General features: G+C 66.5%; 13 protein-coding genes. 4 read left to right on the top strand and 9 right to left on the bottom strand.

All coding sequences use genetic code 11. From position 1 onward, the window contains the following. Positions 1 to 50 precede the first annotated feature (50 nt). On the top strand, positions 51 to 488 hold the full coding sequence (locus tag AC1DHX_RS10520) for a VOC family protein (protein WP_476900012.1): 438 nt from the start codon (positions 51 to 53) through the stop codon (positions 486 to 488). A 174-nt stretch (positions 489 to 662) separates the two neighbouring features. Next, the gene (locus tag AC1DHX_RS10525) at positions 663 to 2,357 is read left to right on the top strand and encodes a SulP family inorganic anion transporter (protein WP_476900013.1); all 1,695 of its coding nucleotides are present in this window, start codon (positions 663 to 665) and stop codon (positions 2,355 to 2,357) included. Between the two features lie 41 nt (positions 2,358 to 2,398). Here the strand turns inward: AC1DHX_RS10525 and fdxA are convergent, their stop codons facing one another. The 8 genes from fdxA to AC1DHX_RS10565 all read right to left on the bottom strand — a co-directional run bounded on the left by fdxA (position 2,399) and on the right by AC1DHX_RS10565 (position 10,376). Further along, complete coding sequence (gene fdxA / locus AC1DHX_RS10530) at positions 2,399 to 2,728, bottom strand: ferredoxin (RefSeq protein ID WP_476900014.1); 330 nt, start codon at positions 2,726 to 2,728, stop codon at positions 2,399 to 2,401. A gap of 6 nt (positions 2,729 to 2,734) precedes the next feature. Next, the gene (locus AC1DHX_RS10535; protein WP_476900015.1) at positions 2,735 to 4,210 is read right to left on the bottom strand and encodes an aldehyde dehydrogenase family protein; all 1,476 of its coding nucleotides are present in this window, start codon (positions 4,208 to 4,210) and stop codon (positions 2,735 to 2,737) included. Between the two features lie 56 nt (positions 4,211 to 4,266). Beyond that, positions 4,267 to 5,055 (bottom strand): SDR family oxidoreductase, encoded by a 789-nt coding sequence (locus tag AC1DHX_RS10540; RefSeq protein WP_223915886.1) that lies wholly within the window; start codon positions 5,053 to 5,055, stop codon positions 4,267 to 4,269. Continuing rightward, positions 5,055 to 5,987 (bottom strand): dihydrodipicolinate synthase family protein, encoded by a 933-nt coding sequence (locus AC1DHX_RS10545; protein ID WP_476859192.1) that lies wholly within the window; start codon positions 5,985 to 5,987, stop codon positions 5,055 to 5,057. Before AC1DHX_RS10545 ends, AC1DHX_RS10540 begins: the two co-directional genes overlap by 1 nt. A gap of 62 nt (positions 5,988 to 6,049) precedes the next feature. After that, the gene (locus AC1DHX_RS10550) at positions 6,050 to 6,880 is read right to left on the bottom strand and encodes an enoyl-CoA hydratase-related protein (protein WP_476859191.1); all 831 of its coding nucleotides are present in this window, start codon (positions 6,878 to 6,880) and stop codon (positions 6,050 to 6,052) included. Beyond that, a complete protein-coding gene (locus tag AC1DHX_RS10555; protein ID WP_476859190.1) occupies positions 6,877 to 8,124 on the bottom strand; it encodes a CaiB/BaiF CoA transferase family protein in 1,248 nt (415 codons plus the stop codon). Before AC1DHX_RS10555 ends, AC1DHX_RS10550 begins: the two co-directional genes overlap by 4 nt. After that, positions 8,121 to 9,503: an FAD-dependent oxidoreductase gene (locus tag AC1DHX_RS10560; RefSeq protein WP_028277300.1), complete on the bottom strand. Its 1,383-nt coding sequence runs from the start codon at positions 9,501 to 9,503 to the stop codon at positions 8,121 to 8,123. Before AC1DHX_RS10560 ends, AC1DHX_RS10555 begins: the two co-directional genes overlap by 4 nt. 264 nt (positions 9,504 to 9,767) lie before the next feature. Continuing rightward, positions 9,768 to 10,376, bottom strand: coding sequence for a helix-turn-helix domain-containing protein (locus tag AC1DHX_RS10565; protein ID WP_476900016.1), 609 nt, complete (start codon positions 10,374 to 10,376; stop codon positions 9,768 to 9,770). A gap of 590 nt (positions 10,377 to 10,966) precedes the next feature. On the opposite strand from AC1DHX_RS10565, the gene AC1DHX_RS10570 reads away from it, so the two are divergent. Beyond that, entirely contained in the window at positions 10,967 to 12,271 is a 1,305-nt protein-coding gene (locus AC1DHX_RS10570; RefSeq protein WP_459384138.1) for an MFS transporter, read from the top strand. A 148-nt stretch (positions 12,272 to 12,419) separates the two neighbouring features. Further along, positions 12,420 to 12,887 carry a cytidine/deoxycytidylate deaminase family protein gene (locus tag AC1DHX_RS10575; RefSeq protein ID WP_476863718.1) on the top strand — a complete coding sequence of 156 codons (468 nt, stop codon included), beginning with the start codon at positions 12,420 to 12,422 and terminating at the stop codon, positions 12,885 to 12,887. 231 nt (positions 12,888 to 13,118) lie between these two features. On the opposite strand, the gene AC1DHX_RS10580 is transcribed toward AC1DHX_RS10575, so the two are convergent. Beyond that, positions 13,119 to 13,538, bottom strand: coding sequence for a DUF4383 domain-containing protein (locus tag AC1DHX_RS10580; RefSeq protein ID WP_476859188.1), 420 nt, complete (start codon positions 13,536 to 13,538; stop codon positions 13,119 to 13,121). Positions 13,539 to 13,649 lie beyond the last annotated feature (111 nt).

Raw genomic sequence — 13,649 nt, forward strand, 5'->3', positions numbered from 1 at the left:
AATCCGGCCCGGCACTGGAGCTAGTCGGTCCGTCTTGGTAGCTTCAACGCATGGCCATCAAACTTGAAAACGTCGGTATTGCGGTTCGTGACCTCGAAGCAACAATCGCCTTTTTCGCCGACCTCGGTCTCACCGTCGTCGGCCGTGATACCGTCAGCGGCGAGTGGACCGACACTGCCGTCGGACTTGATGGCAACCACGCCAAGATTGCGATGCTCCAGACCCCGGACGGTCATGGTCGACTTGAGCTCTTCGAGTACATCCACCCTRAAGCGATCGAGTCGAACCCRACYCGTCCCAACGACATYGGCATGCACCGCGTGGCCTTCTCRGTYGACGACATCGACGAGGCCCTTGAGGTAGCTGCGAAGCACGGATGCCGTCCGCTACGCGGTGTGGCGACCTACGGTGACGTCTACAAACTCACCTACCTCCGAGGTCCCAGCGGAATCCTCGTGATGCTCGCCGAGAAACTGAAAAAAGACTGACACCCGGATCGGCCCGATTAGCCCGTGAATCGCGGCCATGCGATCGAGCTGATTGGCGGCCCATCCGGGTCAGTATTCACCAGAGTCAAACCGGCAGCTCACAGTTATCTGCGCAAGGCTGGGGTCGCCCGATGATGGATGGCGGGCAGCGGCGTGATGGGACATGATCAGAAGATGCGCCGATCCGGAAGGACTGCATTCTGGGCGGTCCCGCCGGCCCTGCGTGGCTACAGGATCGAGTGGCTGCGCCACGACTTGGTGGCGGGCGCCGCGCTCTTCGCGATCTTGGTCCCAGCTGGCATGGCGTACGCCCAGGCCGCCGGCCTTCCACCGGTGACCGGCCTGTACGCGACGGTAGTGCCCCTGCTTGTCTACGCGGCAGTCGGGCCATCGCGTGTGCTGGTGCTGGGCCCGGATTCCGCGCTCGCTCCGATGATCGTGGCAGCCTTGATTCCCTTGGCCGCGGATAACGAGCAGAAATCCGTGGCCCTGGCCGGTCTCCTCGCCATACTGATTGGCGGCATCTTGCTGCTCGGCTCAGTGCTGAGGTTGGGAATCGTCACTGGACTGCTGTCGAAGCCCATCCGGCTCGGCTATCTCAACGGCATCGCCTTGCTGGTGGCCGTGTCCCAGCTTCCCACCCTCCTGGGGATCTCCGTGGAAGGCGGTACACCCTGGGAAAAACTCATCGCCGCCGTGCCGAAGGTGCTTGCCGGCGAGACCAATTTGACGGCACTACTGCTCGGCTTGGTCTCGCTGGCGCTCATCTGGGTTCCCCGCCGGCTGAAATGGAAGGTTCCGGGCGTGCTCATTGCGGTGGTTGTGTCCTGCATCGCCGTGGCCGTGCTGGGACTCCAAGAGCGTTTGAAGGTCACTGGTGCCCTCCCGCAGGGGCTCCCTGCACCGGCCCTGGGCGGAATTGGCTGGGCCGACGTTCTGACACTGTTGCCCGCCGCCGCCGCGATCGCCCTCATCGTCTTCGTTGATACCGGAACCCTGGCACAATCCCTGGCGGCCGCAGAGGACGGCAGGGTATCCGGCAACCACGAAATGGCAGCCTTGGGCGCGGCGAACGCTGCCACCGGGCTGCTCGGTGGCTTCCCGGTGTCGGCCAGCACGTCCCGCACGCCGGTGGCAGTCGAGTCCGGGGCGAAATCCCAGCTCACGGGGGCCGTAGGCGCCGTCCTGGTGCTCGGCTTCATGCTTGTGGCGCCTGGCGTCACCGAGTTCCTGCCGGCCACAACCCTTGCAGCCATTGTCATCGCCGCAGCCGCCGCAATAGCCGACCCGGCCGGTGTGCGACGGCTCATCGRCATGAGCCGCAGTGAATCGTTGGTGATGCTCGCGGCCTTCCTGGGGGTGACCATACTGGGCGTCCTCCCGGGCATCGCCGTTGCCATCGGCTTGGCAATTCTGGACTTCCTACGGCAGGCCTGGGACCCCTACCGTGCTGAACTGGTGGACGTGCCCGGGGTTCCGGGGTACCACGACGTGAGCCGTCATCCGGAAGGGGAACGCATCCCCGGCCTGTTGATCCTGCGCTTCGACGCACCGCTGTTCTTCGGCAACGGCGCCTTGTTGGGGTCCTTCGTGCGCAACGAACTGGACCAGGCGGGGGACGGCATAGAACGCGTGGTGCTGGCGGCAGAACCAGTGACGGGAATCGACACGACTGCACTGGACGAGTTAGTGCAGCTTGACGAATGGCTGGACCGGCACGGCGTGGACCTGGTGTTCGCCGAGCTCAAAGACCCGGTCAAAGACAGATTGTTGCAGTACGGCATGGGCGCCCGCTTCTCTCCCGAACATTTCTACCCAACAGTGAGCGAAGCAGTGAGGGCGTTCCAACGGGAGAAAAGGGAGGGGTAGGGAACGGTTGTCCCCGGTCATCAGCCAGTTCAGTCACGGGCTCAGCCGACGGCGCGTGCGCCTAGAGGCGCACGCGCCGCCACCGGGTGGTCGCGGTGCAGGTTTCCGAGGGCTGAGGCGCCCTGCGGCGACCCCAGTTCCTCGAAGAACTCCACGTTGGCGCGCACGTAGTCGGCCCACTCGTCCGGGACATCGTCCGAGTAGTAGATCGCCTCGACCGGGCAGACGGGATCGCAGGCGCCGCAGTCCACGCATTCGGACGGGTGGATATAGAGCGAGYGTTCACCCTCATAGATGCAGTCCACCGGGCATTCGTCGATGCAGGCCTTGTCCTTGACATCCACACAGGGCTGGGCGATCACGTACGTCATGGCTGGCTACACACCCGTGTAGACGGTCTTGCCCCACGTGAAGAAGTCCAGTGCGGACTTCCCCTGCTCGCGGAACGTGTTGGTGGAGGAGTCCTTGACGCCGCCGAACGGCACGTTCAGGTCCAGGCCCGCCRTCGGACGGTTGACCTTGATGACGCCGGCCTGGGCGCGGGCGGCGAAGTCCGTGGAGAACGCCAGGGAGTCGGTGCAGATCCCGGCGGTCAGGCCGTAGCGGGAGTCGTTGATCGCGGCGAGCCCGGCCTCGTAGTCCGGGACCTCGAGGACGGCCACGACGGGTCCGAAGATCTCTTCGGTCACGGCGGCGTCGTCGAAGGGCAGGTCCGTGAGGATGGCGGCCGGGAAGAGGAACCCGGCGTCCGTGCCGCCGTCGTACTCGCCGTGCAGCAGCGTGGCGCCGCGTTCGACGGCGGTGCGCACCGCGGCCTGGTTCTGTTCGAACTGCTGGCTGCTTACCACGGCGCCCATCTTTGCGGCCTCGAGGCCGTCGCCGGCGGTGTACTGCGCGGCTTCCTCGGTGAGGGCCGCCAGGAATTTCTCGCGGATGCCGGGAGTGACGTAGACGCGGGACGTGGCGGTGCAGGCCTGGCCGGTGAGGCCGAACGCGCCGGCCGCCACCACCTGGGCGGCCTTGCGGGGATCGGCGTCGTCCAGGACCAGCACGCCGTTCTTGCCGCCCATTTCCAGCTGGACCCGGGCGCGGCGGGCGTTGAGGATCTCCTGCAGCCCGAGCCCGACGCTGGTGGAGCCGGTGAAGGACAACCCGGCGATGCGGGGATCGCGGGCCAGGGCGTCGCCCACCACGCGGCCCTTGCCGTGGACCACGTTGAACACGCCGGCGGGCAGCCCGGCGTCCTGCAGGGCGCGGGCCAGGTGCGTGGCGGAGAGCGGGGTGAGCTCGGCCGGCTTGATGACCACGGCGTTGCCGCTGATCAATGCAGGGGCGGACTTCCAGGCCGGGATGGCGATGGGGAAGTTCCACGGCGTGATGAGCCCGACGACGCCGAGAGCCTCGCGGCGGGTGGTGATGGTGGTGTCCGGCAGGCCGCTGGGCAGCACCTCGCCGGTGGCGGCCCAGCCGAGGGAACCGAAGAAACGCAGCACGTCGGAGGCGCGCTTGACCTCGCCCTTGGCCTCGGCGAGGGTCTTGCCCTCTTCACGGACGAGGTCCTCGGCGATGGCGGTCTGGCGCTCCAGGATCAGGTTGCCGGCGGCCATCAGGATCGCGCCGCGGGACGGGGCGGGCAGTGCTGCCCAGCCCGGCTGCGCGGCGGCGGCGGCGGTGATGGCGGCGTCGACGTCGGCTGCGGTGCCGCTGGGGGAGAGGGCGGCGAGCTCGCCCGGGCGGGCCGGGTTCATCCGCTCGGTGTCCGCCCCGCCGAGCCATTCGCCGTTGATCAGGTGCCGGGCGGTGAGGAGGTCCCGGGCTGTTGCGGTTGAGGTGTCTGTGTCGGTGGAAGTCATGGTGTTCCTTCGKGRGAGTCGGAGCWGGGTGWGTGSTGAGTGTTCAGCGCCTGTGGCTAGAGCCCGCGGATCAGGCCGCCGTCGCAGCGCAGTGCCACGCCGGTGATGTAGGAGGCCGGGGCGCTGCAGAGGAACGCCGCGGCGGCGCCGAATTCCTCCGGTTCGCCGTAGCGGCGGGCAGGGATGGTCTTGCGGGATTCGAGCTGGATTTCCTCGGGCGTGGTGCCGCGCCGTTTGGCGGCGGCCTGGTCCAGTTCCGCAACCCGGTCCGTGGCGATGCGTCCGGGAAGGAGCATGTTGACCGTGACGGCGTCGAGGGCGACCTCGGCGGCGAGGGTCTTGAGGTAGCCGGCCAGTGCCGCGCGGCCGGTGTTGGACACGGCCAGGTTCGGCAGTGGTGCCACGACGCCGCTCGACCCGACGGCCAGGATCCGGCCCCAGCGCCGTTCCCGCATGCCCGGCAGGATGTGCGAGACCAGGGCGTGGTGCGGTTTGACGAGTTGTTCGAACGCCGCGGCGATGTCGTCCGCGCCGAGTGTGGCGGCCGCGCCGGGCTTCGGCCCGGGACCGTTGAGGACCAGGATGTCGATGGGCCCGAGTTCCGCGACTGTCTGCTCGACGGCTGCGGCCACGCCTTCGGCGGTGCTGAGGTCCGCTTCGATGGCGACGGCGCCCGGTCCGTAGGCGTCCGTCAGTTCGGCCACGATCTCCTTGGCGCGGACTTCGCGCCGGCCGGTGATGGCCACCCGGACGCCTTCGGCGGCGAGGGCCCGGGCGATGGCGAGGCCCAGGCCGCCGGTCGAGGCGGCCACAAAGGCGGTCTTTCCGCTGATTCCGAAATCCATCAGTTCCTCCCCGCCGTGGTCAGCACGGCGGCCGGGTTCTGGCCGAGGGCCTCGGCGGCCTCGGCCAGGTGCGTGCGCAGCCCGGTCCGGAGAACCTCCGGGAACGGCGCGGCCGGTGCCCGGACGCCGGCGTCGGCGATGAGTCCGCGCTGGTGCAGGCATTCCTTGCGGATGGCCAGCGCGATTTTCGCCTGCTGCTCGAAGTTGATCAGCGGCAGGTAGGGCAGCAGGGCATCGCGGGCGGCCTCGTAGCCGTCTTTCTGCCAGGCCTGCACGCAGGCGATGAGCGCTTCCGGGTAGGAGAAACCGGTCATCGCCCCCGCGGCGCCGGCCATGAGCTCGTCCAGCAGCCCCTGGCCGCCGAGGCCGCCGAAGACCGAGACGTCGAGGGCTGCGGTGAGGTGCCCGATCGCCACGGACGTGGGCGGTGCCTCGGCCTTGACCGCGGTGACGAAGCCGCAGGCCTGCACCACGGAAATGAGCGCCTCGGTGCTGATGTGGACGCCGCTGGCCAGCGGGTAGTCCTGCAGCACCACGTTGGCGCCGGTGGAGTGGTGGATGGCGTTCAGGTGCGCGATGACCACCCCGGGGGTGGCGGAGTTGGCCTGGACCATGACGGCCGACAGCCGGTCCCCGGTGGCGGCCTGGATGGAACGGATTTCATCGACGGCCGTGCCGGTGAAGAGGGACGTCACTCCCACCACGAGGGGCAGGCGCGTTTCCTCCATGACCACTTCCAGGACCAGGCTGCGCTCGGCCGCCGTCAGGGCCGCGGCCTCGCCGAACACGCCCAGGACCGTGAGTCCCGTGGCGCCGATCGACTCGTAGTAGCTCACGAGCCCGGCCAGGCTGTCCGTGTCGACATCCAGGGCGCTGCCCTGGAACGGTGTGGCGACGACGCCCCACACGCCGGGTGTCAGTGACTCCCGCATTGGTTTCTCCTTCTAAGCTCTTGTTGTTCTTCGAGCGGCTGAATCTTCGGGCCGTGGAACGGCTAGCGTCCCGGCCAGTGCGGGGCGCGCTTCTCCTGGAAGGCGCGGACGCCCTCGGCGGAGTCTTCGCTGTCCAGCGCCGCCATGAGGGCGGGGAGCCGGAGGCCGCGGGCCTCGGCGGCGGTCAGGTGCGCGGTCTGCGTGACCATCTGCTTGACCGCCCGGACCGAGGTGGGGGCGCAGGCGAGGATCTGGTCCAGCCAGCGCTGTACCGCGGCGTCGAGCTGGTCCGCGGGGACCACCTCATTGACCAGGCCCATGGACTGCATCTCGGTGGCCTCGGCCTTCCGCCCGGTCAGGAGCATGCCCATTGCCTGGGTGTAGGGGATCCGGCGCACCAGCTGGTGGATGCCGCCGTCGAGCGCCAGGCGCCCGACGCGCGGTTCCGTCAGCCCGAAGCGGGCCGTGTCCGCGGCGATTACGATGTCCGCGCCGAGCACGATCTCCATGCCGCCGCCGAGCGCATAACCGTTGACCCGGGCGATCACCGGGATGTCCAGCGTGGTGCGCAGGCTGAGCCCGCCGAACCCGTTCGGGTCCAGGCCCGCCCAGTATTCGAGCCCGGTCTTGTCCACGGCGGAGGCGGACATGTCCGCCCCGACGCAGAAGGCCCGGGTCCCGGCGCCGGTGATGACCACGGCGCGGACGTCCGGATCGGCTTCGAGCTGGTCCCAGATCTCGTTGAGCCGGGCCTGCGCGCCGCCGTCGACGGCGTTGAGCACGTGCTGGCGGTCGATGACCACGGTAGCGACGTGGTTCTCGATGGTCAGGGTGACCTGGTCAACGGCGGTGGGAACCGAGGCGGTCGTCCCGGCCTCTGAAACGGCGGTCACCGAAGGACCCCCAGCTGCTGCAGGCGCTCGATGGTCTCGGCGTCGAACCCGTTCTCCAACAGCACCTCGACGTTGTGTTCGCCGAGGCGCGGGGCCACCCGGCGGATGGTGGGCGGGGTGGCGGAGAGCCGGATGGGTGCGTTGAGCATCTTCACGGTGCCGACGCCGGGGTGTTCCGCCTCGACGATCATGTTGTTGGCGTGTGTCTGCGCATCGGCCAGGGTCTGTTCCAGGGTGTGGACCGGGGCGTTGAGCAGCCCCTGGTCTTCGAGCCGGGTGGTCCAGTATTCGGTGGTGTTGGTGGCCATGCGCTCGCGGAAGATCGCCTGCAATGCCGGCTTGTGCTTGAACTGCTGTTCGAGGTTGGCGAACTCGGGCCGCAGCGTGAGGTCCTCGTCCAGGCCCAGGGCCTCGGAAATGCGCAGCAGCGGGTCCGGGGTGAAGCCGCCCACCATGCAGACGGCGCCGTCGGTGGTTTCAAAGACGCCGCTGAGCGGCATGGCGCCCCAGTTGACCTCGTAGCCGCGGTTGAGCTGCATGCAGGCCTCCTGCATCTGCAGGTGCAGCATGGAGTCGTACATGGTCACCTCCACCTTCTGCCCGACGCCGGCGGACTCGCGGGTGCGCAGTGCCAGCAGGATGCCCTGCATGAGGTGCATGCCCGTGATGTAGTCGCACAGCGTGGTGGGGTAGATGGCCGGTTTCATGTCATCGGACTCGCGCCGCCACATGACGCCGGAGTAGGCCTGGGCGATCGCGTCCTGGCCACCCTTGTGCGAGTAGGGGCCCTCGGGGCCGAAGCCGGTGCCGGAGGCCCAGATGATGCCCGGGTTCTGCTCCTTGAGGTCCTCGTAGCCGAAGCCCATCCGCTCCATCACGCCGGAACGGAAGTTGCTGACCACGACGTCGGCGTCGGCGAGCAGCCGGCGGAGGACGGCTTTGCCCTCATCGGTGCGGGTGTCCACGGAGATGCTGCGCTTGTTCCGGTTGATGGACAGGAAGATCGGGTTGTCCTGGCCGTCCTTGTCCGGGAACGAGTTGCGGGAGATGTCTCCGGCGCCGGGGCGTTCCACCTTGATGATGTCCGCGCCGTAGTCGCCCAGCAGCTGGGTGCAGGACGGGCCCATGAACACCTGGGTGAAGTCCACGATCTTGATTCCGTCCAGGGGGAGCGGGGTGCCGGCCTCAGCGGCGGCGGTTGCCGCCGTCGTGCCTGACAGCAGGTCGTCGATGACGGTGCTCATGCCCCCACCACCGCGTCCACGTCAAGGGTGGCGTTCGACGACGGGACGTCGCCCGGGTCCGCGCCGTGCCGGCGCATGCCCTGCTGGATGTCCAGGGCGGAGACGTCGCGGACGAGGGTGCCGTTCTGGATCGCCAGGGCGGCGGCGACGCCGACTGCCTGGCCCATGGCCATGCAGGGCGGGATCTCGCGGGACATCTTCTGGGCCTCGGGGGTGGCGGAGTAGTGCCGGCCGGCGACGAGCAGCTGGTCCACTTCCTTGGGCAGCAGCGAGCGGAAGGGGTAGTAGTAGTCGCGGCCGCGGGCCACGGTGTCGGCGAAGTGGCGGCGGGAGGTGACATCTTCCTTGGTCATGACGTACTCGCCTTCGAGCAGGCGGGTCTGGCGCACGCCCATCTGGGACGCGACGTCGAGCATGTAGCAGTTCTCGAAGCCGGGCAGGTTGGCGCGGACGTAGTCCACGGCCTCGGTGATGCGGTCCCGCGCGGCGAACTCGGCGGCCGTCATGTCCGCCGGGTCGACGCCGTCGAAGCCGGTCATGTGCGGTGCGTTGCACCAGACGACGCCGTCGATGGGGGTCTTGAGCCACCACAGTTCCCAGGCGCCGCCGAGGAGGCGCTTGATCTTGCGGTTGATGGCGCGGGCTTCCTTCGGGTTGGCCTGTTCGAAGGCCTCCGCGGCGTTGGTGTCGACGTTGCCCAGGCGGAAGACGAGCGTGGTGAGGTAGCTGTCCTTGACGTAGCTGGCGCCGGCCCGGGAGGCGACGTCGATGTCGCCGGTGGTGTCGATGACGATGTCGGCCATGAAGGCCTGCGGGCCGGACTTGGTCTCGCAGATCACGCCCTTCATGACGCCGTTGTCCACGATGGGGCGGGAGAACCAGGAGTGCAGGCGCAGATTGACGCCGGCCTCGCGGACGAGGTCGTTGGAGACACGCTTCCAGCCGTCCGGGTCGAAGGCTGCGGCGTAGCAAACCGGCTTGGGGGTGGTGTGGGAGTGGAAGTCGAAGGTGCCGTAGCGGCCCCACTTGTTCCACAGTTCCTCGGAGGTCTTGCGGTCATCGGCCGGCGGGACGATCGCCAGGCCCAGCTTCTGCAGCCGCTCGACGTACTCGGAGACGATGCCGGTGACCGTGATTTCCTGGCCGTTGATCATGTCATCGAGCACCAGGACCATGCCGCCGGAGGCGAGGCCGCCCAGGGAGGAGTAGCGTTCCAGCAGCGTGACAGAGGCGCCCGAGCGGGCCGCGGTGACGGCTGCGGCCACACCTGCGGGGCCACCGCCGACAACGAGGACGTCGGAGCGGGAGATGACGGGGGCGGTGAGGTCCGCCGTGGTGGTGCTGAGTTCCAGCGACGACATGGCTGTGGACGGGTTCATGGGGGATCCTTACTGTTTCGGCCGAAGTGCCGTTAGAGGCGTGCCGTGGGAACGGGTGCCGTTGGAACGGTGCCGGTGACGTAGAAGACGGTGCCCGGCAGTAACGCGGCAACGCTGACCGCGAAATCGACCCGGCAGAGGGTGTGACGCATCGCGGCCCGTTGCGGGGCCGTGGTGCGGGCTGTTGGAGGGGTTCCGGCGGACACCGCGGTATAGAAGTGGCGTCCGGACCGGAGAAAGGTGACGGCGGCTAGGGCCGGCGGATCACCACGCGTGAGGTGCGTTAACCCAGATTGCTACGCAGACCTCTTCGTAGCTGTTCTTGTACCAGTGGGGCGTATCCGAGGAGAAGGTGATCGAATCGCCTTCTTCCAGGGTGTACTTCTCGCCGTCCAGGAAGATGTCCTTCCGGCCGGAGAGCACGATGCCGAATTCCTCGCCGCTGTGCCGGAAAGGAGTGGCGCTGGTGTCGTGGCCTGGCGGACTCACGATCCATTGGGCCTCCAGCGCACCGTTGAGGTCCGGGGTGAGCAGTTCATAGACTGCTTCACCTACGGACTTCTTGGTGACGCCCTTGAGGTTCCGCCGCTCGGCCTTGCGGACCACGGGGGACCTGGTTTCCTCCTGTCCGAGGAAGAACTTCCCCACCGGAATGTCCAGGCCGTGTGCCAGCTGCGCCRAGGTGGTGAAAGAGGGATTGGCCAGGCCGCGTTCGATCTGGCTGACGATCGCCGGGCTGAGGCCAGTGACTTCCGAGAGCTTCGCGAGGGTCATCCCTTTGTCCTTGCGCATGTTGCGGACCTTGTTGCCGACAGTGGCAAGAAGGACGCTTGTGCCGGCGGGGGAATGTCCCGTGACGATTTCGTTGGTCATGCTCCGACTCTCTCTTGGTGAGCTAACACACATAACTATAGTGAAAACTTTTAGCGAATCAAGGTTTTGCTGAATATTTTTGCGGTTCCGGGCCGAATCTGCGCCTGACGTGGGGCTTTGTAGTCCGGCCCGGGCCCGGCCTGCTGCGGGCGGACGGGACTTCTCCGAAAACCATTGACTCTGTGAAGATCTTCAATATAGTTGTGTGAGCCGCAACACTTTTGGGAAGAACGCTTCAAACAGGTTAGGGCGCACAGCCTTCTGGCGGAAGGTGCATCCGACCCGCAAACCCGTTCCTTTCCTTAAGCGAAGCTGCCGTGACATCTGCCAAGCCATCCGCAGAGCACGATGTTGGCCGGTCACCAGGGACCAGTTCCTTGTTGCCGAGCTGGATGGCCCGTTTGCATTCAAGCGCTACGAAGAGGCATGCGTAGCTATCTGGGCTAACTCGCCTCCCATGTGGTGAGCCGGTCCCGCCCCGCGGACCAAGCCAAACGATAGTTTCGATTGCCGGCGACCCCAACAAGGGTGCCCGCCGGCAATCCGTACCCTCACGCACCCCGAAAGTGCGGGGGAAGGAAAAAGGAATCATGACTGACACTGTCGTCAAGACTGACCTGGAGACCGGCCGCAAGTCCCGGCTATCTCCGGAAGTCCGCCGGGGACTGCTCGGCCTTGGACTTGGAAACACCCTGGAATGGTACGACTGGATGGTCTTCGGCCTGCTGTCGGCCTTCATCGGACCCAAGTTCTTCCCGTCGCAGGACCCCGTTGCCGCGACGCTGAGCGCGCTGGCAGTCTTTGCTGTCGGCTTCGCGTTCCGTCCGCTGGGCGGCATCCTGCTCGGCACCTTCGCCGACAGGATCGGACGACGGCGGGTAATGCTCTGGTCCATCATGATGATGGCGATCACCACCCTGATCATTGCCGTGTCGCCGACCTATGACCAGATTGGCCCCGCGGCCGGCGTCATCCTGCTGGTCTGCCGCATCGTTCAGGGCATCTCCACCGGTGTCGAAGCTCCGCTGTCCACCGCCCACGCCGTCGAACTCGTCCCCGAGGGACGCGAGGGCTTTGTCGCCGGCATCATCTCCTTCTACGTCAACGCAGGCATCCTGCTCGCCTCGCTGGTCAGCTACCTCTCGTCCCTGATGCTCGGTGGGGCCGTCATGGCCGACTGGGGATGGCGTGTGCCGTTCATCGTCGGCGCAGCCTTCGGCTTCGTCGTTGTCTACCTTCGCCGGACGCTTCCGGAAACCATGAAACCGGAAGAACTGGCGAACAACTCCGCCAAGACCGTCTGGGGTGGAGTGCGCAAGCACTGGCTCAGCGTCCTGGCCATCACSTTCGTCGTCGGMGCGGCGCAGGCCTACAACTACGCSTGGAACACCGGCCTYCCSACGGCGGCCCGCACCGGCTTCAAGGAGGACGCAACCGCCGTCTTCGCGCTCACCACCATCCTCGGCGTCGTGCTGGTTGTCGGCAGCCTCATCATCAGCAAGGTCGCTGACGGCAAGTCCATGTCCAAGTGGTTCCTGATCACCCGTGCGCTGGCCATTCCGTCCGTGTTCCTGATGCTGATGTACGTCAAGCCCGGCATCGCCGGCTTCGCGGCCGTCCTCCTCGGCGGCTCGGTTGTGCTGGTCCTGAACATGACCCTGTACAACGTGGTCACCAGCTCCCTGATGCCGAAGGGTTGCCGCGGCGCCGGCACCGCGCTCGGCTACGGCCTGGGCGTCGCCCTCTTCGGTGGTACGGCCTCCTACCTCCTGGTCTGGCTCCAGTCCATGAACGCCTCCTGGATCTTCCCCGTTTACGTGGCTGTCCTGTCGGCGCTCAGCATCGTCTTCTACCTGCTCGCCCGGAAGAAGAACGGCATCTTCATCGGCCGGTAGAGCAAACAGCCGGCTACGACCACGGCGGGTTACGAAGACAGCCGGTTACCAAAACAGCCAGGCCAGAACACAGGCACGCAGGAACAGCGGTAAGCAGGAACGGAAAGTGGGAACCCTCATGGACGCCAGTCGCCCGGACACAAACGGTTTGCAGGCAAACGTGATCTCCTTTGATCTCGACGCCTCCGACGTGGAGCTTTACGAGGCAGCGCGCGCGCTGTTGCTCACCGCCCACCACAGCGAGAACCACCGGGTGGCGGCCGCCATGCGCGGTGAGTCGGGGGCCATCTATCTCGGACTGCACATTGGCGCCAAGCGCATTAATGTGTGCGCCGAATCCAGCGCCCTCGCCAATGCCCGCATGGCCCAGGAGCCAGCAATCCACACCGTGGTAGCCGTCAGCATGGACGGGCAGGGACACCCCCAAGTCACCAACCCGTGCGGCCTCTGCCGGGAGCTGCTGCGTTCTTACGGAACTGAGACGTCTGTACTGGTCGATGCCGGGGGCGAGGTGGGCAAGGTCCGGATCAAGGAACTGCTGCCCTTTCCCTGGATGCGTGCCACCGAAACGGAGTGGGACACTGTTCCGCCCCGCGTTCAGGAACACGCAAGCTAACGAGCCGCCGCGGCACCCGCATCATCCGGCGGCAACGGCAGCGGCAGGGCATCACGGAAGGCCGGGACTCACAAAGTCCCGGCCTTCCGCCGTGCCGGGAGGTTCCGCCGTCGGGCGGCCCCAGACGCCACACAGAAAGCTGGTGCAGCCGCCGCGTTTCCGCTAAACCGCTGCACCAGCAGGTAGTACGAATTTTCTGAATACTATGAAACGTTACTCATTCGCGGCTCCCTATGTCCCGGGGGTTGATGACCGGGTCTTTACGTCTTCTTCCAGGTGCCTTGTCATCAGCCAGCCTGCGCCGGCCATTATTACGCCCATCACCATGAAGGCCCAATTGTCCATGGTGTTCAGCGACAGGAAGTTGGCCGCCGAATCCACGCCGACGATGAAACCGTAAATGCTAAGGACGATGTACAGCAGACCGGAGCCCATGAGGAAATTCCGGGCGCCCATGGCAGTCCGGGACATGGTCAGGCCGGTGGCGCCGATCGCGAGCTGAACGATGTTCAGCAACATCGACACCTGGAACAGGCCCAGGAACAGGGCCTTGGAATCGGGCCCGAAGAACCTAAGTTCGCTGTAATTCGTAGTGATGCCGGGGATGAACCCCAGGATGCCCACGACGATCAGGACGATACCTGCACCCATGCCGACGTTCTGTACATCTGTCCGACCAAAATGAACGCCGTGCGCATGAGGAGATGCGGTAGTCATTATCTGCCTCCAACCACTGATTGCGGACATTTACAATTTTACGAC

The sequence above is a fragment of the Arthrobacter sp. 05N33_2 genome, from assembly GCF_056397425.1.